Below are 23,758 nucleotides of genomic sequence, written 5' to 3'. Positions count from 1 at the left end.
AGATCCAATATAAAAACAGGACCAAGGGCCTACTTATAAAATGAAAAATCCTCCAAAGGAGAAAGCCTCCTTTGGAGGATTGAACGATCGTCACCGAACGCCCTCAGCCACCGGATCCGGTTTTTGATCGAAGTCGACGGAGAGGGCCAACACTTCAGCCACATCCATCGTCTTCACATCGTCTTCCATTTCCTTGGCTTTGGTCCCATCACTCATCATGGTCAGGCAGTAAGGACAGGCACTGCCGATCAGGCTCGGCTCGACAGAGAGGGCCTGTTCCGTCCGGGCGGTGTTCACCCGTACACCGGAATCCTCCTCCAGCCACATCATCCCGCCGCCGGCTCCACAGCACATACCGTTTTCCCGGTTGCGTTCCATCTCGACCAGCTCGATGCCGGGGATCGACTGGAACAGGAATCGGGGAGCGTCGTATTCCTCGTTGTAACGACCCAAATAACAGGAATCGTGATAAGTGACCCGTTCCTTCACTTCCCGGCTCGGGCGGATCCGCCCTTCCCGAACCAGTTTGGCCAGCAGTTGGGTGTGATGGTATACCTCCGCATCCTCCAGCCCGAAATCAGGATATTCGTTCTTAAAAACGTTATAGGCGTGAGGGTCGGGGGTCACGATCTTTTTCACTTTATGTTTCCGGAACAGGGCGATATTGTCCGTCGCCAGTTGCTGAAACAGGAATTCGTTGCCCATCCGGCGGGCGGTATCGCCGGAGTTTTTCTCCTTGTTGCCCAAGATGGCGAATTTGACGCCGGCATGGTTTAACAATCGGGCCAGGGACCGGGTGATCTTCTGGCTTCGCTTGTCATAAGAACCCATCGAGCCGACAAAGAGCAGATATTCAAAATCCTTCTCCTCTTTCACCGTCGGAACCCTGATCTCTTCGTCCAATCCGTCGCGCCACTTATCCCGCTCTTTGCGGCTGATTCCCCAGGGGTTTCCTTGTCGTTCAATGTTTTGGAAAGTACGGGTCGCCTCTGCATCCATCTTCCCTTGAGTCAGAACCAGATGACGGCGCATATCGATAATTTTATCCACGTGCTCGTTGGCGACGGGGCAAGCGTCTTCACAATTACGGCAAGTGGTACAGGCCCAGAGCTCCTCTTCGGTAATCACGTCGCCGATCAATGCCACGGGGTACTCGTAGGAGCCGTCTTCTTCCCTGGTTGCCGCCACTTCCGCCGCCGCGTTGGGTCCGCTGAAAGCAAAGGAGGGCATCCAGGGGGAACGGGAAGTGATCGCCGCCCCTTTTTCCGTCAAATGGTCCCTCATCTTAACCAAAAGGTCCATCGGAGACAACATTTTCCCGGTCCCGGAAGCGGGACAGACATTGGTGCAACGGCCGCACTCCACGCAGGCATACAAATCGATCAGCTGTTTTTGGTTGAAGTTCTCAATCTTGCCGATGCCGTACTCCGTGAGTGACTCATCTTCAAAATCGATCGGTTTCAGCTTAGCTGGAGCCTCCCGCCGCTTCAAAAAGACGTTGATCGGTGCCACCAACAGGTGAAAATGCTTCGACTGAGGCACATACACCGCGAAGGCCAGCAGTACCAGAGCGTGAGCCCACCAGAAAATATAAAACATCACACCGGCCGCTTGCGAGGACATCCAGGTAAAAAGGACGGCGATCGCGGAGGAGATCGGAGTCGCCCAGGAAACCGGATGACCCAGCCACAGCTGTTCAAAGGCGGCACTCATCAGAATGGTGAACATCAAAGCGGTCAGGAAAATCACAACTAATCCCGCTTTCCATCCTCTTTTGAGGCGGGCCAATTTTTCGATAAATCGGCGGTAAAAAGCGTAACCCGTCGCCAATAGAACAGCAAAGGTCGTAATCTCCTGTAAAAAAGTGAAGGCAGGATAAGCGGGCACAGGCAAATGGCTGCCCGGAGCCAACCCTTTGATAAACAGGTCAATCGCTCCAAACTGGATGATGATAAACCCGTAAAACATAACCACGTGCATGAACCCGCTCTTCTTATCCTTTAAAAGTTTCTTCTGTCCGAACACATTCACCCAAACTTCGTTGAAACGGGCTTTCATATCCCCGGAAAAGTCCACTGGCTTTCCTAGACGAACGTACATGTAACGGGTGTATACCACCCGGGCGAATAGGTATACCCCGTATCCGACAACAGCGATAAATAAAATCAGGTTGGCGATTTGCCAAGCATCCACCGTTTTCCACTCCTTTACTCGGATTTCTGTCTGAAAAGAGCGTCCTTCCACTGGGAAAGCGCCCCGAACTTTTCAAGAGCGAAGCTGTTTTCATATCCTCTGCGGCACCGAACCCAACGGATTGACAGCGGTTTCAACGGATGCTGACAGAACCTTGGCAATGATCGGTTTGCAATGATTGTAACACAAAATGAGTGGGTATTCATTCATTTTTTTCAGGCGGGCCGAAAGTTATCTGCATTCAATCAAAACATTCCGTTTTTTGAAATCGAGGGATCGGACCATGTCCAAAAGGCACCCATTCCATCGTACTGTCCGATCGAAAGAATGTCGAGTCCCCGCATCGGATCCAAAAAAAGTAATCCGCCCCAGGCTCCCCAACCGGTAGGCGAATTACTTTTCGTGACAAATGGCTCACGCGTCCACCCATTTCACCACTCCAGGAGCCTGATATTGATCGAACCGGTTGAGTAGCCGCCGGGGTTCCGTTTCAGAAAGGACCATGGTTCGATACGCTTCCTTCAAAAATCCTTCCCGGGTCATATGGGTCAAACATTGAATCAAAGGATCATAAAAGCCATGGATATTGAGCAATCCGTAAGGTTTTTGGTGGTGGCCCAATTGCGCCCATGTATAGACTTCAAAAAACTCTTCCAGCGTTCCGCTCCCGCCGGGCAACGCGATAAACCCATCGGAGAGCTCCGACATCAAGGCTTTCCGTTCATGCATCGAATCGACGATATGCAGATCGGTCAATTTCGTATGAGCGATCTCCCGGTCCACCAGGTTCTTTGGAATCACTCCGATAACCTCTCCACCATTTTCGAGGACGGTATCCGCAAGGACTCCCATTAAGCCGACACTGGCCCCACCGTAAACCAGTGTTGTATCGGCTTCTGCCAATGCTTTGCCGAGATCTTTTGCACCCTGGGTGTAGACAGGAGCCGACCCGGAACTGGATCCACAAAACACACCGATGCTTTCCATTATCATCCCTCCGTTGAAATCCGAGAACCCTTGGGCCCCCAACCATTATAGAAAGGGTGATCGGAAACGTAAATGTAACAAACAGGGAGAAAAACCAATATTCTTTCTTTTTTATTACCTTTTATTTTTTTAATAAAAAATCTCATCGGGAAGGATTGAGATTCCTTATAAGGAATTATTCGAATGTAGGAAAAATAGGTAAAGGAGTATTCTTCATGAAAAAACTGACCCTTCTGCTTGGTTTGGCTGTTCTCGTCTTCGGTTCCTGGACCCCCGCTTTCGCTTACAATCTGTGGGGATACCAATGGTCCAGCACCTCCATCTCCTACGAATGCGACATGCACGGGGATTACACCACCCAATGCGAAAACGGTAAAAACGATTGGAACCGGTCGACACCGGTCAATCTCACCTACGGCGGATCCAACGCGGGGATCACCACCACCGCCGGGAATTTCGGAAACGTTTCCTGGAGCGGATTGTGCAACTTGAGTCAGGTATCCGGCCGTACCATTCTGAAAGCGGACATCCAAATCAACACGCATTACACTGACAGCTACTCCTCGCTCCAACGAAAGGGCGTGATTACTCACGAACTGGGGCATGCGATCGGTCTGGCCCACGAAGACAGCTTGGGACGGGGCGGAGCTGTGATGTACTCCAATGACGGACGCACGGTCTACAGCCCCACCCGTGACGACATCGCCGGGGTCAACGCCATCTATTAACCGCAGAAAAAAAGGAGGAACCGATGATGGACAGCATCAAAGGAAAGATGTATCCGCTCGCTGTTTTCTTCTTGGGAGCCTTACTGATCGGGGGCGTCTACTTTTCCTTTTTCGCCCCGAAGGAAGTGGACATGGGGGTTTCGATCCCCCATACCTATTCCGATGTTGATGAATTGAAAAAAGAAGCCGATTTGATTATCGAAGGAAAGACCCTGAACAAAAGGACATGGAATCATCAGGGTGTTCCGTTTACACTGAGCCGGGTAAAGGTTGGTTCCATCCTCGCCGGAAAGCCGAAGTCCAAAGTGATTCGCGTATTGGAAACCGGCGGAATGCGTGAGGGGAAACATTGGACCGTCGAACACAACCGGGTGATGGAAAAAGAACAGGACTATGTTCTCTTCCTGAGAACCTACGAAGGACCTGTCACGAATGAGGAAAGTTATGTGATCGTCGGTGCTTACCAGGGAAAATTTCAAGTGGAGGGCCAACGCGTGACACCTCCTGCAGAAGTGGAAAAAGGATTGGCCGGATTACAAAGCAAAAACCAATTGATCACCGACATCAAAAAATAAGGGATCCGACGATTCGTACACTGAGACACCCTGAGCCTTTTCTGGTTCGGGGTGTCTCTAAATCAATAAAATTTTATAAAAAAAGAAAATGGCCGAAGCCATTTAACAAATAAACAGGATCAAAAAGTGAAAGGAGCTGTCAAACCTCTATTCCGGAAGGTCCAACAGTGAGAAGATACATTCATTATACGACATCCATCTCTCTGATACAAGAACAAATGTTCGAATTCCGTTTTTCACCGGTTACCGGGCTTTAGCTTTTTCTCTGATTCGGCGCTCCAGCTCGTGAACGATATAGGAGGCGACATCGGGGGCGAGGGAGCCGGGGCCGAAACCGGCGTCGTATCCCAGTTCCAGAGCCATTTCGTGATTGATGCGGGGTCCGCCGCAAATAAGGAGGAGCCGGTTCCGGATCCCTTCCGCCTCGGCCAATTCCACTAAGTTGGTTAAATTGGCGATATGAACCCCTTTCTGGGTAACCACCTGGGACACAAGCAGAGCATCGGCATTCAGTTCCATCGCCTTGGCCAACATTTCCTCGTTGGGTACCTGGCTGCCCAGGTTGTAAGCTTCCATCTCCGGGTATCGTTCCAAACCGTATTCCCCATCGTATCCCTTCATGTTCATGATGGCATCGATGCCGACCGTGTGGGCGTCCGTGCCGGTGCAGGCTCCGATCACCACCACTTTACGCCCGATCCGTTCCCGGATGAATTGATTAATCCGGTAATAATCCATCTGTTTTGAATCCACTTTAGGTACTCGAATCGAAGAGAAATCAACCGTATGAATACATGCTCCGTATACAATGAAATAAGTGAAGTTCTCCCCCAAATCCGCCATATGGTAGACTTGGGGTTCCTCCAACCCCATTTGGGAGGCCAGCCTGCGGGCGGCTTCCCGGGCTTCTTCCCCGCAGGGGACAGGGAGGGAAAAGCTCAGCTGGACCGCTCCATCGTTCATCGTATCCCCATAGGGTTTAATCCGCGTGAAGTCCACGTTCATGGAACCAACCCTCCCGTTGCGGAAGTCCCACCCGCCGCCGCAATTCCTCTTCAAAAGGGTTATAGTATCCCGTTTCCCTGGTTAACACCCCGGTAAGTCCTTTGCCCCCGGTGATGCTCCGCTTCACATCGGCCAGCATTCCCCGCTCCAAAGCCTGAAACAAGCCGATTTTTTCCACTTCCTCCAGCATGGATAAGGCTCGCTCCAAAACCTCCTCCGCCCGTCCCTCGATGCGCCCCCCAGGCCGATACTGAATTTCTTCCCCGAGATGGCGGGCGTTGTTAAAGATGTATTGGGCATTTTCGATAGCCAGTTTCCGGTCGTGGATGTGCGGAGTGTGCATCGCTTCGGTCATCATCCCCAGCAATTGCACCCCTTGCCCCGTCAAAATACTGACCAGATTAAACATCGCATCCTGGATATGCCCTTTAAAGATATTGCCTGTCATATACTTGGTGGGCGGCATGTACTTGAGAGGCGCTTCAGGAAATATTTGCCGGGAAAGTTGGGCTTGGGCCAGTTCCAGCAGAAATCCGTCCTCCAGATCCGGATTGATCTCAAAGGCGTGGCCCAGTCCCATCTGTGCGGGAAGAAGGCCGGAAAGACGAGCAAACTGTTCGTTGATAAATTGGGAAGCCAACACGGTGTGAGCGGATTCCACGGCATCAGCGGTAGTCAGGTAGTTATCCTCGCCGGTATTGATCATAATTCCGGCATACCCGTTGATCATCCGGGAAAAGGCCTGATCGATCAAGGTCCGCTGCATATTGATGTCCCGAAACAAGATTCCGTACAAAGCGTCGTTCAGCATGACATCGAGCCGTTCCAATGCGCCCATGGCAGCGATCTCCGGCATGCACAACCCGGAACAGTAATTACACAGCTGGATATAACGGCCCACCTCTTCTCCCGCTTCATCCAACGCTTTACGCATGATGCGAAAGTTCTCCTGGGTGGCGTAGGTCCCTCCGTATCCTTCCCGGGTGGCTCCGTAGGGAACGTAGTCGATCAGGCTCTGACCGGTACTGCGAATGACGGCGACAATATCCGCTCCCTGGCGAGCGGCGGATTTTCCTTGAATGGCATCTTCATAAATGTCTCCGGTAGCCACAATCACGTACAGATAAGGTTGCCGCCCTTCCCCCCATTCGCCGACCAGCCGGTCTCTCTGGATTCGACGGGCCCGTACCCGGTTCAGCCCCTCCCGGGCCAATTCTTCCCCCCGCCGGCGAAGCGTTTCTTCCTCCTCACGAGGCAGTTCCGTCAGATCCAACCGTCCCGCCGCCACTCGCTCCGCCATCTTCTGTGGACTCCCTCCGTCCTGGATCAAGGCATTGACCACCCAGTACGCGGCTCCCAATCCTAATACACCCTTTTCCTCTAAATGGTCCACGACCACATTAGGCAAGGGCACCCCTTCGGCATCCACTCCATCCACACCCATCAGGCGAAGGACGGTCCGCTCCACCGCTACTGTCGTGCGCTCTCCGATATAGCGGTCCACATCGGCGGCGATTTGACCCGCCGCCTGACGCGCACAGGCGATTTTCTCCGGATCGATCCTCAATTTCTCCATCGCCCATCCCCCCTTCCATGGATCCTTCGGATGAGTTATATCTCGGGGAGATCGTGTTCTACCATGCTCCCGTTGCACCCAGGGCACAAGTCACGCTTAGGGTCGCTTCGCTCCCCGGTCTCGCTATGGCAAAACACGCCCCCCTATTTCCACCCCAGTTACTAGTTGATCAATAGTCCGGGTTTCCGGTTTCATCCCTTCCGGCTCTTTCCATGCTTTGTCTTGCGCTTTCGATGATCTCCTCAGGCAGACCGAGGAGAGAGGCGATACCCAATGCTTCTCGGGGCACCTCGTCCCCTTCGGACCAAGGGAGAAGCCGATAATCCATCCGGGACCGGAGTTCCCGTTTCCACTCCCCTTCCCCCGGCTCGGGTAGATCATCCTGCTTCAGCCCGGCGACCCGATACGCCCGGATTCCCTCCACCTGCATCACTTCTTGATAATGGGTGACATGGACCGCCCAATGGCGATTTTCCGCCAGATAGCAGGTCAAAGCGGCGGAAAGGGCCGCCCCCTCCACCGGGTTGGTCCCCCGGCCGATCTCATCCAACAGAAGCAAACCGGAGGACGGTCGATTCAACAGCCGCGCCAGACGGTCCACTTCCGCACCAAAAGTGGACAATCCCGCCTCCGCCTGCTGACCCTCCCCGATGACTCCGGCCATCCACGGAACCAAAGGCATCGCCAAGGAACGCGCCGGAACCAGAAACCCGTACTGCCCCAATGCCACCACGACACCCAGAGTTTGCAGGGCCAGCGTCTTCCCTCCCATATTCGGGCCGATAATCACCGTCGCTCCCGGGCGTATCCGGATGTCCACCGGGGTAAGGCCGTCCCCTTCTTCCCGCAAAGACTCCTGAACCGCCGGATGAACCCCTCCTTCCAGCCGGTACTCCCCTTGAGAAAGGGTGGGGCAGGTCCCCTCCCACGTCTCCGCGGCCCGTACCCGGGCCCATTGCAAATCGAACCGCTTGACCTCCCGCACCGCCTGCTCCAAAAAATCCGTCTCCGCTCTCAAACGATCGGCGAGGCGGTGGAGTACCTCCGCTTCTTTCTCCTCCAGCCGCCGCTGTAACGATTCTCTGCAGGCGCCGGCCTCTTTTTCCTCTTCTGTCTGCACCGGTTGAAAAATCCATTCAAAAGGGGTCCCCCTGACCATCCGTAAGCGGGGGTCCGCCTGCAGACGGGGCAGGTCGGCAAACCTTCGGTCCACCACCCACTCCCCCTCCAGGTTGCGACGGATTCCATAATCCCGTTCCACATTGTCCGCCTGTTGTTCCCCCGCCTCCCGGAAGCGGCGGTCCCACTCCGACCAGCGATTTCGGAGATCGGCCAGCTCCGGATCATAAGCGTCGCTCAGGGAAAAAGAGGGATGGAGTCTCGATTCCGGATTCAGTTGGCGCAAAACCGCTTCCCAGCGCCCTTCATCCCCGGGAAGAGCGCGTTCCAACCCCGCTTCCGCCAACCGGCGCCGGCAGGCCCGACCCTCCCATAGAAACTGTTTCACCCGAAACCAATCAGCCACCCCGGGAGTCCCTCCCCGACGCATCCGTTTTAAAATCGGTCGGATATCCGGCAGGCGACACAGGTGGGCCTCCACCCGGCTGGCCCAGTCGGGGCGTTTCTTCCTGCATTCCATGATCCGCTCCTGTTCCGACAGGGACGCTTGCCACTGCCGCTCTTCCCCGGGCATAAAAGGGGACAGCAACCCTTTGGCCTGCTGCCCCATCGGGGTGGAAGGCTGGAAGCGGGACCACACCCGGTGCCACAGCAGCGCCTTTTCCGTCGGTTCATCCATCCACACTGAGCTCACCCCCCGCGGCCGGCTCTCCGCTATTCCCGGTTTTACCTTTCCTGAACGGAGAATGAGCGGTCAAATCATCCCGGAGGACATCCACCACCGGAATCGGATTACAGACCTCGCTGACACGCTCCTTCAACTCCGAAGGATCAAAGGCGTGCCCCTCCGGAGAAACCGGATTCACCGCCACTGCAGCCAAACGAACCGGGGAAAGGTAACGAATCTCCCCTCCCTGCCGATAATAACGGCGGACAGCGGATAGAGAAGCGAAGCACCGAGTGGGATCGGGCAAAAGCAATGTGAGAGGGGATGCGGCGGCGATCCGCTCCAGCGTTGCGTCCGTCAGGGAACCGGGAATAGCCAGCACCGTCCATGCACCCCGGCCGATCAACTCCTCCCAGTCATCCGAGCGCAGGAGAAGAGAGGAAAAGGGGAGTGTCTCCACTTTCCCCTCGCACACCCCGGCCAACCGCCCTTCCCGAAGAGCCGTAAGGCCGGCTTCCCGCAAGGTCTCGTCTTCGCCGCTGTCCGGCAGGGTGAAGATCCCGATAAACGTCTCCACTTTCCGGACCACCCCTTCCAGGGTTTTCGCCATTCCCGCTCCTGCCACACTGATCGACGCATCACTGATCCCGGGCTCTGCCGCGGCCTTCCGGTCATACGCTCCGTCTATCAATGTCAAACGCACTCCCCGAAGACGGAAACACCGGTTCACCTCTCGGACCGCCTCCAACCGAGTGACTCCCGCCAATTTGACTTTGGCCGGGCGCAGCGCCCGGGCGACGGTGACCCTCCCCAAGGGAGAGTGAAAGGGGAGACTCTCCAGCAACTCCCATCCCCCCGCCTGAAAGTCCAACAGGGAAGAAGCGGTTGCAACCAGGGTCCCAGCCGTGACCCGGACAGCGGGTTTTTCCTTCAAACTCCAGACATCCCGTTCCTCTCCGTCCACACCGACACTCAAAACCCCCAAGGGGAGACCAACATCTTCAGCCTCCTGTGTAAGTGCGTTAAGCACCGTCGTCTTCCCCGCGTTTTTCGCCAAGCCGAAGATGGCCAGGGAACGCACTCCCTCCTCTGCCAGCTGCTTCAGCATCTTACACTTTCGATGCCGTGGAGGGTTCACGAACCCTTTTCTTTTTCCGTTCGAAATCCCCGCGCCGATCCTCCCGGTCCAACACTTTCGGCTCCAGATTGATCCGCTCGTCGGCCATCAGAGAGGAGATCCCGACATTTTTCCCCTCGGCTTCCTGGCAGTACTCACAGTGATCGGCATTGTGTTCTTCATAATGTTCCGGCTCCGGATAGGAGGTAATCACCCCTTCAAAGTTGCGCATGATCGTCTTGCCGGAACTTTGGGAAATGATATAGTTGGGCGCCACCGGAATCTTTCCGCCGCCACCGGGTGCATCCACGACAAAGGTGGGAACCGCATAGCCGGAAGTGTGCCCCCGAAGGTATTCCATGATTTCAAGTCCTTTGGAAATCGGGGCACGGAAGTGGCCGATCCCCTCAGACAGGTCGCACTGGTAGATATAGTAGGGTCGAACCCGAGTCTTCACCAGTTCATGATTCAACTTTTTCATAATATGGGGACAATCGTTGATCCCCGCCAGAATCACTGCTTGGTTCCCCAGGGGAACACCGGCATCCGCCAGCATCTCACAGGATCGTCTCGCTTCCGGAGTCAGTTCTTTGGGATGGTTGAAGTGGGTGTTGAGCCATACCGGATGATACTTGCGAAGAATGCGGCACAGGTTTTCCGTGATCCGCTGCGGAAACACCACCGGAGCCCGGGTTCCGATCCGGATGATCTCCACATGAGGAATCTCCCGCAGGTGTTTCAAAACATACTCCAGCACTCGGTCATTGATCAAAAGACCGTCTCCGCCGGAAAGGAGTACATCCCGCACTTGAGGGTGTTGGCGGATATAATCGATGCAGGCATCCATCTGAGGGCGCCCGACTCCCATTCCGATCTGCCCGGAAAAACGGCGGCGGGTACAATAGCGGCAATACATGGAACACTGGTTGGTCACCAGGAAGAGGACGCGGTCCGGGTAGCGGTGGGTCAGGCCCGGAACCGGAGAATCCGTATCCTCCAGTAAGGGATCATCCATGTCGTAGCGCGTCTGTTCCAACTCGGTGGAGATAGGCACCGACTGCATCCGGATCGGATCCTTCGGATCGTCGGGATCCATCTGCAAGGCATAATAGGGCGTAATATTCAAGGGGATCGTCCGGTGGGAGATGCCGACGCCCCCTACTTCCTCCTCCTTGAGGTTGATCACCTTTTGCAGGTCTTCCAGGTTGCGAATCGTATGCGTCAGCTGCCAGAGCCAATCATTCCACTGTTCCTCCGTAACATCCTTCCACAGCTCCACTTCGCGCCAATCCCGCATGGCTTTCCTCTCCTTTCCATGGTTGAAGATGAACCCGATCATCCGGCTCCCAGGCCTCCTACAGCCCGCCTCCTGCATATCTGGACTCAAACAACTCCCGTAACGGCGGGCAATCCCGAAGCGTTTGCAGGGTAAGTTCCGCGTGTCCCTGTGCGTATCCGTTACCGATCATCATGTGAACATCCTTTCCCACCCCCTCGGCCCCCAAGGCGGCGGCAGTAAAACGAACCGCCGTACTGAAAAAGTAGACCGTCCCCCCTTCACGGGTGGCCAAAATGGCGGACAATTCCGTATCTCGGACATTGACACAGTTGACGGTGACATCAGCCAAAGCCCCTGCCGTCGCTTGCTCCACCCGAGACAATAGACCGACGGGATCCCGCACATCCGCCTCGATCACTTCATCGGCAAACCCTAAAGTGCGCAGATCCTTACAGGCTTCCGGTTTCGCTTCCAGAGCGATCACCTTTCCCTGGGAGCCGGCCTTTTTTTTCGCGTGATAAAGGGAAAGCAATCCGGACTTCCCTCCGGCCCCCAGTACGACCACCTGGTGCCCCGGCTGGACGATCCGCGCCGTTTGCGCGGGAGCCCCGCAGACATCCAGTGCCGCGAGTGACAACCCCTCCGGCAGATCCTCAGTCAAGCGGGCAAACGGACCGCTCGCAAAGAGAACGGCTTTCCCCCGCACCTTCACCTGGCCGGTGGACAGGTCCACCTCTTCGACGCGATCCAGGTGAAGCGGAGTCAACGACAGAGATACCAAGATGGCGATCCGGTCCCCCGGCCGAACGCCGCAATCGGGAAAAGCCGATCCCACCCGATCAACGCTCCCGATTAACATCCCCCCGGAACCCGTCACCGGATTATGCATTTTTCCCCGTTCCGCCACGATGGTCTGTATTTTTTCCCTGATTCCCTCCGGATCTCCGCCGCATTCCTCTTTTATCTGGGTAAAGGAAGCGGAGTCAATGTTGAGATAAGATACATCGATCGTTAACTCATTGTCGTAACACTCGGGCGATGCATCCAACTTCCAAGCCGGTTGGGGAAGTACTCCCTTCGGGTTCAGCACCCGGTGCAAACCGTAGAGGTGTCCCCGTTTCTCTTTTGCCGTCTTTTCCAACTGGTCACCCCCTTCTTTTCACCCTCCTTTCTTTTGCAAAAAGTGTGCCAAATGGGAGCACCCGGATATCGCAGGAAATTCCGGTCCCCATCCATAAAAAAAGTGCCGAATATTCGGCACTTCAGTAAAATCGGAGGGTGTATCCCGCTTTGATTGGCAACAAACCGAAGGGAAGCGTTCCACCTACTAACCGCGGCATTTCCGCAGTTTGTACTGAAGCGTTTGTCGGGGGACTCCCAGTCGGATCGCGGCTTGGCGAATATTTCCGTCACAGGCGTCCATCGCTTTCCGGATCACCTTCTCCTCAAATTGAGCGACCAACCGGGGCAGGGGAAGATCATGGTCGATGAAATCTCCACCGCCGGAGTCGCCTCCGGGCTCCAAATACCGCGGAAGGTGCTCCAAATCAATCCGATCACCCTCCACCAAGTTCATCGCTCCTTCGATCGTATGCTCCAGTTCCCTGACATTCCCCGGCCAATCATACTGGTGGAAGCGTTTCTCCACTTCAGGGGAAATCCCTGTGACCAGCCTCTCAAACCGATAATTATACTTTTTGAGGAAATAGCGGGTCAACAGAGGGATGTCCCCCTTCCTCTCTCTCAGAGGCGGCAATTGAAGGCGGAGGACGTGAATGCGGTAGTAAAGGTCTTCTCGAAGTCGCCCTTCCTTCACGCTTTTCTCCGGGTCCTCATTCATGGCGGCGAGAATGCGGACATCGACCGGGCGCATTTGCACATCGCCCACCCGACGGATCACTCGATCCTCCAGTACTCGAAGCAGTTTGGCCTGTAGATCGATCGGCATCGCCTGGATTTCATCCAGGAACAATGACCCGTTGCCCGCCAGTTCAAACAATCCCGGACGATCTTCAGCCCCGGTAAAGGCTCCCTTCACCGTTCCGAACAGAATTCCCTCCAGCAACGAGGAAGGAATCGCGGCACAATTCTGGGCGATAAAAGGTTGATCTCTGCGGGGGGAGCGAGTGTGGATCGACTGTACCATCAGTTCTTTCCCTGTCCCCGTCTCCCCGACCACCAATACCGGAGAACGAGTGGACGCCGCCTTCTCTGCCCGGCGAATCTGTTGCAACAAGACAGGGTCCTGGGTAACAATCTGTTCAAACCGGTACAGCGCCGGCCTCTGTTCCTTGCCTTTTCCTCCGGTTTCCCGCATCCGGGTCTGCAAATCGATCACCTGTTCCGACAACTCCTGAATCCGGGTGATATCTTTGGATACTTCCAGAGCTCCGATCAACCGTCCCCCCATTTTCAAAGGGCGGGTGGTGTTCATGGTCACAATCCGTTTCCCGTACCGGTTGGTATATGTCTGTTGCTGATTTCGGATCGACTCCTGCGTCTCCAGTACTTTCAGCAGTGTACTCGTTTTCGGTGTGAGAGAAGGAAACACTTCCAGCACATGCGTCCCCAATACCTCCTCCACCGCCAAATTATCCAGTCTGGAGGCGACATCATTATAAAAAACAGTCACTCCCTCAGCATTGACTACATGGATCCCTTCATCGATGCTATGTAAAATTTCCCGAAGAATCCCTTCATTTAAAAAGAAGTCGGACATGATGACCCCTCTCTCCGGACAAACTGCCGAATTTTCATCCCCATGCCGGAATTTTGTCACTTTTGATGCCGGTCACCGCCCACCCTCTTTCTCTTTATTCTCCGGGACCCCCTTTTCTCCAGCATCCCTTTCCCCCCTGATAGTATCCATTTTTTCCAGCACTCGGCGTTTCCGATAAAGCATCTGTCCGGTTTCCGCCACTTCCTCCACCGCTGACCGATTGATGTACGCTCCTAAGATCATCCCGGCGACAGGGATCATTTGAAACATCTTTTTCCATCCCCAATGATCCCGATAGGTGGCAATCACCTCTCTCCATCCCTGAAGTCGAGCGATGAACTCCCGTTCGGCACCTCCCCGGTGAAACGCGGACAAGTCCTTCAGGATCGCTTGCTTCCCCACATAATCCGAGGATGCGAACTGCAGGCATTTGATAATAAACACCCGCTCTTCCTTTCGACGCGGATCATAACCGTAAGCGAGAGCCATTTCCTGGAGCACTTTCAATGACAGACCGAGAAGAGTGGGAATGTCCGCGGCCAAAGTAAAAACGCCGCCGACCCCTGTCGTCGCTCCCTGGTATTTGGCCATCCGACCGCGGGATGTTTTCAGCTCTTCAGATACTTCATTCATACAGCGAATCGGCAGACTGGAAGCGCTGTACAAGGTCAGAGTCCCCTCCGGTAAAGATGCGCGAGCGGCCAGTCGGTTAAGTACATGGTCGTCGGTAATCAGGTACTGACCGCCAGTCTGGATATAAGTTCCCAGTTCGTCAAGCAAATTTCCCGCCCAATGGTGAATCCGCCCGGGCAAGATTCGATCCAGCAACGAAAAGGGAAGTCGAAGGAGTTTCTCCCAAAACCAGAGGTCTTTCTGCTCCTTTTCCCATCGTTGAATTCGCTTCAGTTCCGTTTCCAACCATTCTTCGGATTCGATGATCATCGGCCGGTTCAGTTTGATCACCTCGGAAAAAGATTCAAAATCGTTTTCGACGATTCGGCGGGAAATTCCTTTTGATTGCAAGTCAGTTGAAATCAACGAGTGCCCCTTCAGGAAACTTTGATCTGTTTGATTCCTTGCTGGGGGTGGTCGGGCTGGCAGGCCGTCTCCGATCTCTTGCAAAAAACGCATAGTGAGACCGGGAAGCGGAGCGACCTTGGCGAGACTTGTGCTCTCCTGAGTGCAAAGGATCTACGCCGGCCTACCACCCTCCCAACTTGGTTACCAGATGGGACACTAGATATTGGGCAGGGGGTCTGCCTCATTAACTTGGGGAACCCCGGTTACGGGATTCCCCATTGGCTATCTATGGATTCCTTTTTATTCGGCCTGGCAATACTGACCTTCTTTTCCGATTGTCCGGTACGGACACTCCGCTTGTTCGGTAAGGTAAAGAACCGCCTCCCGGTTGCGGCTCGTCTCCCGATCGATGACTTCATCCGGCGGGTAAAAGCCTGGATTGGACGTTTTGGGATACATTTCGAAAGTAAAGGCGAAAATGCCTTGGTCACCGTAAGCCCAGTCCACCATATCGCCATCGGTGATGTACAAATCGCTGGACTGCTGTGCCGTATATCCGTTCGTCCGTCCCATGGCCCGGCCCATCGTCTCAAAAACAGCATAGTCGTCGGCAGACATATCCGACGGGGTATCATCATAAGTGTAGCCATAGGGCCAAAGAATCAGCTCACTGTAGGTGTGAAAGGTAATCGCTGTCTTGATCTGCTGTTCACCGTCCACTACGCGGCTCTGAATAAAGTCCCGAAGACGGGCGGTTTCCGGAGCCGAAAAGGGGGAATCGCCGCGATAGGTCTCACTGCTCGGCCAACCGCTGGAACCGCCGCAGCACCCCCACTTGTAGCCGAAATTGCGGTTCAAATCCGTACCGATATAACGGGAACCTCCGTTGGGCTGCCGGTTTTTCCTCCAGTAGCTGTAGCTGTCATCCCGGATATCGTATTCGCTTCCGTCGGGGTTCACACTAAATACCACAAAAATCTCACGAGAGTCGACCAGATCGGTAATGCGGGAGTCACTGCCGTAGGAGTCGGTGTATAACTTCAGGATGTACAGAGCCATCTCCACCGTCAAATGCTCCCGGGCGTGATGTTGACCGACGAAGAGCACTTCCGGCTCGTCTTCGTCCCGGTCCGGGTTGTCGCTGATTTTCGCCGCCCACAATTCACGTCCTTCATAGGATTGTCCAATACTGAACGTTTTGACGAGGTCGGGGTGCTCCCGGGCCGTTCGCTGAATTTCCGCCACCATCTCGTCATAGTTGTGGTATTCCGAATCACCGGGCGGGAAGTCCATCGGCATCATCTGCAGTTCAGGCTCAAAACCCAGCCCTTTGATTTTCTTCGCCTCTCTGGAATTCGCCATCACGACGACGTAGTCATCCCCGACTTCCTCAATGGCAAGCCCGGCGCGGACCAACTCCGTCCGCTCCTCCCGGGTATCCACTCCATCCACCCGATAAAAACTGCGTTTCTCCCCCTTCGGTTCCGATGAAGGACTGGACTCCTCCCCCATCGCCGCCAGGGGCATCGAAACGACTGCCAACAGGAAGGCCACCCCTACCGCTGTCCATCGCCTGACTTTCATCGATCTCCTCCCCTTTCGTCTGCGGATCACCTGTTCGCCTTCCGAGAAAACCCGAGCGAACGGTTTTCCCCATTTTGGATACCACCTTGTCCACTATTGATCATATATGGAATCGATTTAACTTTTCAATGAATTCCGTCTTCTTTTATCCTCTTTATTTTCTCGGCTACTGATCGATTCAAAATTTTTATCATTCCCCATGAACCGTCTATAAAAGGGGAGTCATTTTCTCTTTGAAATCCCGGGAAGAAGATGTTATGATTCGATGGGCTGTTCAGCGACCCCACTCCTGTATCGGACAGTGACCAAACCCTTCATGGAGTGGATGAAGGAAGATGAGAAGGTGGGAAAGAAAATGTCCAGCGACAACCAGGTGATTGCTTTGATCTATTCTTTTGCGGTTGCAGGTGCGTTTATGGCTTGTGGACTGTTGTTCTTCGGCATCTGATCGCGCACACCTGACAGGAGGACTGTTCATACACCGGACTGAGAGATAGATAGAAGCATCGGAATTTCCGCCGACGTCAAATGTTCGGCGGATTTTTTATGACCGAATCTTCCTCCATTTACGTACATAAAAAACCCGAGACCCCAGGGGCTCGGGATATTCCCGCCTTGTCAAAGCGGATACTGCATTTGGGGATTGCTTATTGATGCCTTTTACATCTCTTCCGGGGCGCTGACACCGATCATGGCGAGGCCGATGCTTAATACCTGGGCCACTCCGGCGAAAAGGGTCAGGCGGGCCCGGGTCAGTCGCTCGTCTTCACTGATGGCCCGGTGAGCATTGTAATAGCTGTGGAACTGAGTCGCCAGTTCGTGCAGGTAACGAACCACCCGGTGGGGAGCCATCTGCTCTGCGGCGACGGCAATCTCGCCGGGGAATTCCGCCAGTTTTTGCAGGAGGTCATATTCCTGCTCCTCCCGGAGAGCACAGAGACTGTCCGGATCCACCCGAGGAATCGAAATCGTTCCATGGCTGTTTGATTCCCGGATCACACTCTGCTCCAAGGGAATCCCCCGCGTTGAAGCCTGGCGGAAAACGCTGTTGATCCGGGCGAAGGCGTATTGTACATAGAAAACCGGATTTTCATTGGACTGAGAGACAGCCAGATCCATATCGAAGTCGAGATGAGAATCCGGGCTTCTCATCGCAAAAATGTAGCGAGTAGCATCCACTCCGACCTCTTCCATCAAGTCGACCATCGTGATCGCCTTTCCGGTCCGTTTGGACATCTTTACCCGTTCGCCGCCCTGATACAGCTTCACCATCTGCGTAATCAGGAAGGCCATCCGGTCCGGATCAAAACCCAATGCGGCCATCGCCGCTTTGATCCGGGGAACATACCCGTGGTGATCCGCTCCGAAGATATTGACGATCCGGTCGAAGCCCCGCTCGTATTTATCGCGGTGATAAGCGATGTCCGGGGTAATGTAGGTAAAGGCCCCATCCTGTTTGATAAGAACACGGTCTTTGTCGTCTCCGTATTCCGCGGATTTCAACCAGAGCGCCCCGTCCTTTTCATAAGTCTTTCCCCGCCGGGACAACTCCTTCGTCACTTCCTCCACAGCCCCCGATTCGTGAAGGGAAGTTTCGGAAAACCAACTGTCGATATGAACCCGGTAGCGGCCCAAGTCCTCTTTGATCTTAGCCAGCAGGTGATTCAATCCGTACTGCCGCAGGTAATGAAGGCGCTCCTCCTCGTCCATTCGGACCAGCCGATCGCCTTCTTCCTCCGCCAATGTTCGGCCGATTTTTGCGATATCCTGACCGCGGTACCCGTCTTCGGGAAAAGGAGCCTCCTTGCCCAAGGCTTCCAAATAACGGGCCTGAAGAGAGAGAGCCATCAGGTTCATCTGATTCCCGGCGTCGTTCACATAGTATTCCCGCGTCACATCATAACCGGCCGTCTCCAGGACATTGCAGAGGACATCCCCGATGGCGGCACCCCTGGCATGGCCCAAATGGAGATTTCCCGTGGGGTTGGCGCTGACAAACTCCACCAGCACCCGTTCCCCTTCGCCAGTGTTCGTCCGGCCATACCGGTCCTTCGCTTCCGCCATCTCTATCAACACTTGCGTCAGATACGAACGGTTGATGAAAAAATTGATAAAGCCGGGGCCGGCGACCTGAATCTCTTTGACGAAGGCCTTATCCCGATCGATTTGGGAAATGATCTCCTCGGCGATCTGCCGCGGATTTTTTTTGGCAATCCGGGCCAGCTGCATCGCCATGTTGGTAGCGAGATCCCCGTGGGACTTCTCCCGAGGCACCTCCAACACGGCTTCCGGAACTTGTTCCGGAGCAGCCAGGCCGGCGTTTACCACCGCATCCCGGATTTCCTGTTTCAACGTTTCTTTCATCCGTTCCAATGCATTCATTCTAAGCGGGCACCTCCGTCCACTGGATCTGTAGCTGGTAGCGGCCCATCTCCTCTCCCTCCATGCGCAGTTGGAAGGAAAAGCGGATGGATCCGCTCCCCTCGTCCCCGGTCCATTGATAGTCCAGGGTATTGATTTCCATCTCCGACGTGCCGCCTGGGGTTTCAATCAGGCTGTAGGTCCTTGAGCCCGGCCGGTAAGTCGTCCGATAAGCGACCATTCCCTGCCGGATTACCACGACCTCTTCCTCCCCGGCCTTGACCGTCGTGCGTACCTCTTCCTCGGTACCCGGTTTCTCCGTATATCGCAAAACCCAGTGTTTGTCCCGTTTTTCAAAATGTCCTTTCAGATCTTGCTCGATGGACTGGACATCCTCCCTTTCCCCGGGATCAATGGAGGATTGAATCTCCAGACGGATCGGTATCAACAACGGGCGCTCCTTTCCGATGTATTGTAGTTTACCACGACAACCCCTCTGCTTCCAATGAACAACAAACTTCCCTTCCAAAAGCGGAGGGAAGCGAATCCACTCACTCCGTCTTTACAGTCACCGGCTGAAACCCAACAGCATCTCGCGCAGTACTTTCGCTCCCACCACCGGTGTTTGCTCAGTGGGATCGCTGCCCGGAGCCACCTCTACCAGATCGGCTCCGACAATCTCCGCACCGGAACGGGCGATGGCCTCGATCGATTTCAGCAATTCCACCGTCGTAATCCCTCCGGGTTCCGGGGTTCCGGTTCCCGGGGCGAAGGCGGGATCCAGGACATCGATATCCACGGTGACGTATACGGGACGTCCGCGCAAACGGGGAAGCACTTCCTTCAGAGGACGCAGCACCTCGAAGGGATAGAAGGGGATCTTCTCCTTTTCGGCGTATTGGAATTCCTCTCGGGTTCCGGAGCGGATCCCGAATTGAAAGACATGCTCCGCACCCAAAAGTTGGACGATTTTCCTGAGCGGTGTCGCATGGGAGAGAATCTCTCCTTCGTAATCCGTCCGAAGATCGGCATGGGCATCCAGCTGGATGACGGCCAGCTCCGGATAAACTCGGTGGACCTCCCTCACTGCGGGCCAAGTCACCAAGTGTTCCCCGCCAAGACCCACCGGCATCTTCTTTTGTTTCAGCACTTCGGCCACAAAACCGCCGATTTGAGCGATACTCTTCTCTGGATTCCCGAAGGGGAGCGGAATGTCCCCGGCATCGTAATATTTCAGCTCCGATAAATCCCGATCCAGGGACGGACTGTATTCCTCCAGCACCAGAGAGGACTCGCGGATCCGTTTCGGTCCAAAACGGGAGCCGGGGCGGAAACTGGCCGTCCAATCCATCGGCATTCCGTATATCACCGTATCCGATTCTTCCAAGTTCGGTGTGGCTCCGATAAACACGTTACCGGAGTAGGCTTCGTCAAACCGCATCGTCTCTTCCTCCCTTTATTCCGTCAGTTCCGCTACAAATCGGGGCAGCTGGAACAAGGATGGGTGCATGGATGGATGGTAATATTTCGTCTCCGGCGGTGCTGTTTCCGTTGGATCCACAGCCAAAGGATCCCGTTCCTTGGATCCCAGGGTAAAACTCCACAAACCGCTGGGATAGGTGGGAATACTGGCAGTATAGAACCGGGTAACCGGAAACAAGCCGGAAATATCGCGGTAAACGCGGGCGATCAGGTCCCGGTTGAACCAGGGGGATTCCGTCTGGGCTACCATCACACCATCCCGGCGCAAAGACCGGTAAATTCCGCGATAAAAGGACTCTTGAAACAGACCCGCCGCCGGTCCGATCGGTTCTGTCGAGTCCACCAGAATCACATCATAGGTGTCCGAGTGAGCTTCGATATGTTGGACTCCGTCTTCAAAACATAGGTTGACCCGGGAATCGGAGAGAGCTCCGGCGATGCCCGGAAAGTACTCCTGGGAGACTTCCACCACCCGGCGATCGATTTCACACAGGGTCGCCTCTTCCACTGCGGGATGTTTCAACACCTCGCGGATCACTCCCCCGTCACCGCCGCCGATGACCAAAACCCGCTTCGGATGAGGGTGGGTCACCATCCCTACATGAGTCAGCATCTCATGATAGACGAATTCGTCCCGATCTGTCGTCATCACCATGCCGTCCAGAACCAGCATGCGGCCGAACTGACCGGTTTCGATGACATCCAAGGTTTGATATTCCGTCTGTTCATGGTGCAGTGTTCGATTGATTTTACAAGTCATACCGAAATCCGGTGTCTGTTTCTCTGTGTACCACAATTCCATATCCATGGTTCAACTCTTCCCTTCCAACTTGTCCGATGGTCCCAATCCATGGCCTCTTCAAGCAACTTGAATCTGTTTGATCCCTATCTCCGGGGGTGCGGCACGATAAACCTCCCTATAGGATAATCCAACTGAAGACCGGACACAAACCCTCTCTTTCGGAAAGAAATGCAGGGTGTATATCCCCTCGCAAGCTCAACCATACTAAGAGATTGAAAGAGCCGTATGATACAGGAAAATGTAGGTCCGAATCATTTCTGCTGTTGTCATCCGTCAGCTCGGATTACCCGTTTTGCTTCGCAGATGAACCCATAAGACAGGGGGGTGAGTCGGGATGGGCGATGATATGGACCGTTCCCTGCCGCCGGATTCCTCCCGGCATTGGGAGGAAATACCCTTCGTCCGTTGGTGGAACCGGGGCAAAAGGATCGCCCGATGGATCCTTATCACCCTTCTCGCCACGGCGGCGATGGCTCTGATCACGATTCTTTATCTTCAGTCGAAACCCCTCCCCCCACCGGAAATTCGGATGACAAGCCAGATTTATGACATTCGGGGTCAGGTGATCGACCATCTGGATAAAGGAGAACACCGGGAGCCTGTACGGCTGGACCAGGTATCCGACTCTCTGATTGACGCCACTCTAGCCGTGGAAGATCGGAGGTTTTATGAGCACTGGGGGTTTTCCCCCCGAGGAATCCTTCGGGCGGCCTGGGCCAACCTGAAGTCCGGACAAGTCACCCAGGGAGCCAGCACGATCACCCAACAGCTGGCCCGCAATCTGTACCTGACTCACGATCGGACCTTTTCCCGTAAACTGAAAGAAGCGGCTTTAACCGCCCAGTTGGAGTTGCATTACTCCAAGGATGAAATCCTGGAAATGTATCTCAATAAAATCTACTACGGCAACGGAGCTTACGGTGCGGAACGGGCGGCCCAAACCTACTTCGGCAAAAAAGCCGGCGACCTGACATTAGCGGAAAGTGCGATGCTGGCCGGAATCCCCCGAGGGCCCAAATGGTACTCTCCGCTGGAAAATCCCCGCCGAGCTTCCAAGCGTCAACATGCCATTCTGGATCAAATGGTGCAGTCGGGCGCCATCACCGAGAAAGAGGCGACCAAGGCCAAACAACAAACCCTTGTCTATGCGAAACCGCCTGAACCGACTCCTGCCAAAGCTCCCTATTTCCGGGACTATGTCGTACAAACAGCCATCAGCCAGTTCGGCCTGGACGAGGCGCAAGTTCGCAGCGGAGGACTCAACATCTATACGACACTGGATCTGGAAATGCAAAAAAAGGCGAAACAGGCCTTCGACCAATATTTGGGGGATCAAGGGAGTTTGCAGGGAGCCTTGATCAGTATCCAACCCGGAACAGGACAGATTAGAGCGATGGTGGGAGGCAAAGATTATTCCCGCTCCCAGTATAACCGAGTTTTCGGAAAGCGACAGCCCGGCTCCACCTTTAAACCCATCCTTTATCTGACTGCTCTGGAGCGGGGTTTCACCCCGATCACCCGGTTTGAGAGCAAACCCACAGCCTTTCGATATGAAGGCGGAGTCTACCGCCCGACAAACTACCATAACCGTTACGCCAACCGGCTGATCACCATGGAGGAGGCCCTGGCCACCTCCGACAATATTTACGCCGTACACACCCACCTCTCTCTCGGGGAGAAGGCAGTCGTAAAGACCGCGAAGCGAATGGGGATGAAGAGCCGCCTGAAGGCGGTTCCCTCCCTGGCTCTAGGCAGCAGTGCCGTCTCCCCCTATGAAATGGCCCAGGTGTACACCACACTGGCGGCGGGTGGAGTCTATCATCCTCCAACGGCGATTTTACGAATCGAAGACGCTGACGGAAACCTGGTGGCCCAATCCCGGAGCCGGGCGGTACAAGCGGTCCCCCGACCGGCGGCTTTCGTACTCACCCATATGTTGCGAAAAGTGTTCTCCCCGGAAGGAACCGCCTCCCGAATCCAACAGATGCTTCCCCGACCGGCAGCGGGAAAAACGGGCAGTACGGATTGGGATTCCTGGCTTTCGGGCTATACACCGGATTTAGCCACCACCGTCTGGATCGGCTACGATCGAGCCAGGCCGCTCCCCCGGGGGACTTCCCGCCAAACCCACAACATCTGGGGAACCTATATGCGGGAAGCGCTGAAAGGATCCCCACCCAGAACCTTTTCACCTCCGAAGGGAGTCGTCTCCGTCAAGGTGGACCCGGAAACGGAAAGTCTGGCTACCAACAGCTGCCCCCATTCCGTAAAAACCTATTTCATCCGCGGAACAGAGCCGACACAAGCCTGCTCCCTCCATCCGGCAAAACCTGAGCAACCTTCGAAATCCCCTTCCCTGTGGGAACGCATTAAAAAATGGTGGTCCGGCTAATCCGGACCACCATTTGTATGAGGGACTTCTCACAGGGCCTAGAAGCGTTGTGATTTTAGCACATCCTTGGTGGGGCGGGGTGGGGTTCCACCCTTCGTTTCGTTGTTCTGACGAGCCAAAGGCACTCCGTGTGGAACCCCACCCTCCCGAAC

Annotated in this window: 19 protein-coding genes; 4 read left to right on the top strand and 15 right to left on the bottom strand. The window is 54.8% G+C overall.

The annotated features are described in order from the left end of the window. Nucleotides 1-90: 90 nt before the first annotated feature. Complete coding sequence (locus CHM34_RS07600) at nucleotides 91-2,193, bottom strand: (Fe-S)-binding protein (protein WP_094264231.1); 2,103 nt, start codon at nucleotides 2,191-2,193, stop codon at nucleotides 91-93. 414 nt (nucleotides 2,194-2,607) lie between these two features. After that, nucleotides 2,608-3,180: an LOG family protein gene (locus CHM34_RS07595; RefSeq protein ID WP_094264009.1), complete on the bottom strand. Its 573-nt coding sequence runs from the start codon at nucleotides 3,178-3,180 to the stop codon at nucleotides 2,608-2,610. 215 nt (nucleotides 3,181-3,395) lie between these two features. On the opposite strand from CHM34_RS07595, the gene CHM34_RS07590 reads away from it, so the two are divergent. Next, nucleotides 3,396-3,908, top strand: coding sequence for a M57 family metalloprotease (locus CHM34_RS07590; protein WP_141201656.1), 513 nt, complete (start codon nucleotides 3,396-3,398; stop codon nucleotides 3,906-3,908). Nucleotides 3,909-3,934: 26 nt separating this feature from the next. Further along, a complete protein-coding gene (locus CHM34_RS07585; RefSeq protein ID WP_094264007.1) occupies nucleotides 3,935-4,483 on the top strand; it encodes a hypothetical protein in 549 nt (182 codons plus the stop codon). 243 nt (nucleotides 4,484-4,726) lie between these two features. Here CHM34_RS07585 and kamE read toward each other — a convergent pair whose 3' ends face one another. The 9 genes from kamE to CHM34_RS07540 all read right to left on the bottom strand — a co-directional run bounded on the left by kamE (nucleotide 4,727) and on the right by CHM34_RS07540 (nucleotide 16,569). Continuing rightward, on the bottom strand, nucleotides 4,727-5,488 hold the full coding sequence (gene kamE, locus CHM34_RS07580; protein WP_094264006.1) for a lysine 5,6-aminomutase subunit beta: 762 nt from the start codon (nucleotides 5,486-5,488) through the stop codon (nucleotides 4,727-4,729). Next, the gene (gene kamD / locus CHM34_RS07575) at nucleotides 5,463-7,064 is read right to left on the bottom strand and encodes a lysine 5,6-aminomutase subunit alpha (RefSeq protein ID WP_094264005.1); all 1,602 of its coding nucleotides are present in this window, start codon (nucleotides 7,062-7,064) and stop codon (nucleotides 5,463-5,465) included. The genes kamE and kamD overlap by 26 nt, the downstream gene beginning before the upstream one ends. Before the next feature lie 169 nt (nucleotides 7,065-7,233). Further along, on the bottom strand, nucleotides 7,234-8,862 hold the full coding sequence (gene kamC / locus CHM34_RS07570) for a lysine 5,6-aminomutase reactivase ATPase KamC (protein WP_240511943.1): 1,629 nt from the start codon (nucleotides 8,860-8,862) through the stop codon (nucleotides 7,234-7,236). Then, on the bottom strand, nucleotides 8,855-9,958 hold the full coding sequence (kamB, locus tag CHM34_RS07565; protein WP_094264003.1) for a lysine 5,6-aminomutase reactivase subunit KamB: 1,104 nt from the start codon (nucleotides 9,956-9,958) through the stop codon (nucleotides 8,855-8,857). The genes kamC and kamB overlap by 8 nt, the downstream gene beginning before the upstream one ends. Before the next feature lies 1 nt (nucleotide 9,959). Continuing rightward, on the bottom strand, nucleotides 9,960-11,306 hold the full coding sequence (gene kamA / locus CHM34_RS07560; protein ID WP_240511923.1) for a lysine 2,3-aminomutase: 1,347 nt from the start codon (nucleotides 11,304-11,306) through the stop codon (nucleotides 9,960-9,962). A 16-nt stretch (nucleotides 11,307-11,322) separates the two neighbouring features. Next, on the bottom strand, nucleotides 11,323-12,387 hold the full coding sequence (gene kdd / locus CHM34_RS07555) for an L-erythro-3,5-diaminohexanoate dehydrogenase (protein ID WP_094264002.1): 1,065 nt from the start codon (nucleotides 12,385-12,387) through the stop codon (nucleotides 11,323-11,325). Between the two features lie 186 nt (nucleotides 12,388-12,573). Further along, entirely contained in the window at nucleotides 12,574-13,965 is a 1,392-nt protein-coding gene (locus CHM34_RS07550) for a sigma-54 interaction domain-containing protein (RefSeq protein ID WP_094264001.1), read from the bottom strand. A 72-nt stretch (nucleotides 13,966-14,037) separates the two neighbouring features. Next, the gene (locus CHM34_RS07545; protein WP_094264229.1) at nucleotides 14,038-14,907 is read right to left on the bottom strand and encodes an EcsC family protein; all 870 of its coding nucleotides are present in this window, start codon (nucleotides 14,905-14,907) and stop codon (nucleotides 14,038-14,040) included. Nucleotides 14,908-15,285: 378 nt separating this feature from the next. After that, entirely contained in the window at nucleotides 15,286-16,569 is a 1,284-nt protein-coding gene (locus CHM34_RS07540) for a M14 family metallopeptidase (RefSeq protein WP_094264000.1), read from the bottom strand. 265 nt (nucleotides 16,570-16,834) lie between these two features. On the opposite strand from CHM34_RS07540, the gene CHM34_RS07535 reads away from it, so the two are divergent. Beyond that, nucleotides 16,835-17,017, top strand: coding sequence for a hypothetical protein (locus tag CHM34_RS07535; RefSeq protein ID WP_094263999.1), 183 nt, complete (start codon nucleotides 16,835-16,837; stop codon nucleotides 17,015-17,017). 212 nt (nucleotides 17,018-17,229) lie between these two features. On the opposite strand, the gene argS is transcribed toward CHM34_RS07535, so the two are convergent. The 4 genes from argS to speE form a co-directional block, all read right to left on the bottom strand. Then, nucleotides 17,230-18,951, bottom strand: a complete 1,722-nt coding sequence (argS, locus tag CHM34_RS07530) for an arginine--tRNA ligase (protein ID WP_094263998.1) — start codon at nucleotides 18,949-18,951, stop codon at nucleotides 17,230-17,232. A 1-nt stretch (nucleotide 18,952) separates the two neighbouring features. Then, nucleotides 18,953-19,381, bottom strand: coding sequence for a YwiB family protein (locus CHM34_RS07525; RefSeq protein WP_169713642.1), 429 nt, complete (start codon nucleotides 19,379-19,381; stop codon nucleotides 18,953-18,955). Nucleotides 19,382-19,498: 117 nt separating this feature from the next. Next, a complete protein-coding gene (speB, locus tag CHM34_RS07520) occupies nucleotides 19,499-20,371 on the bottom strand; it encodes an agmatinase (protein WP_094263996.1) in 873 nt (290 codons plus the stop codon). Between the two features lie 15 nt (nucleotides 20,372-20,386). Next, nucleotides 20,387-21,214, bottom strand: coding sequence for a polyamine aminopropyltransferase (gene speE / locus CHM34_RS07515; RefSeq protein WP_094264228.1), 828 nt, complete (start codon nucleotides 21,212-21,214; stop codon nucleotides 20,387-20,389). 334 nt (nucleotides 21,215-21,548) lie between these two features. Here speE and CHM34_RS07510 point away from each other — a divergent pair, with 334 nt between their 5' ends. After that, nucleotides 21,549-23,606, top strand: coding sequence for a transglycosylase domain-containing protein (locus tag CHM34_RS07510; RefSeq protein WP_240511922.1), 2,058 nt, complete (start codon nucleotides 21,549-21,551; stop codon nucleotides 23,604-23,606). Nucleotides 23,607-23,758: the final 152 nt, after the last annotated feature.

It is taken from the genome of Paludifilum halophilum (assembly GCF_002245355.1).
GTDB classification, from domain to species: Bacteria; Bacillota; Bacilli; order Thermoactinomycetales; family DSM-45169; genus Paludifilum; species Paludifilum halophilum.
This window is presented reverse-complemented; position numbering and strand designations above follow the sequence as displayed.